This window comes from Rhizobium ecuadorense, from assembly GCF_001187535.1.
Taxonomy (GTDB): Bacteria; Pseudomonadota; Alphaproteobacteria; order Rhizobiales; family Rhizobiaceae; genus Rhizobium; species Rhizobium ecuadorense.
In genome coordinates, this window is record NZ_LFIO01000141.1 from 1 (window position 1) to 253 (window position 253).

The following is a 253-nucleotide window of genomic DNA, read 5'->3' on the forward strand; positions in this document are numbered from 1 at the left end:
GCGTTTGCCTTCCAAATTGAGAAAGTCAGTCATTATTGGATCTCCAGGCTGACGATCTTGCCGTCTTTGATGGCAAAGTCGTAGGTGAGGGTCACCGGGCTACCGGGAAACTGGCCGCTCACCTTGGCTCGGATGAGCGCTTTGTCACCGTCGACCGTGCATTCCAAAGGTTTAGCAACGTACTGAGCCGCCTTCTTCGCAGCCACCCACCATTCTCGGATTGCGGCGACGCCTTGATGGCGCGCTCGTTCGT

At 56.5% G+C, this 253-nt stretch carries 1 protein-coding gene; it reads right to left on the minus strand.

What is annotated here, in order from left to right; all coding sequences use genetic code 11:
- Positions 1 to 32: 32 nt before the first annotated feature.
- The coding region (locus AF337_RS04315) for a nuclear transport factor 2-like protein (protein ID WP_049731168.1) at positions 33 to 253 on the minus strand (221 nt) is incomplete at its 5' end.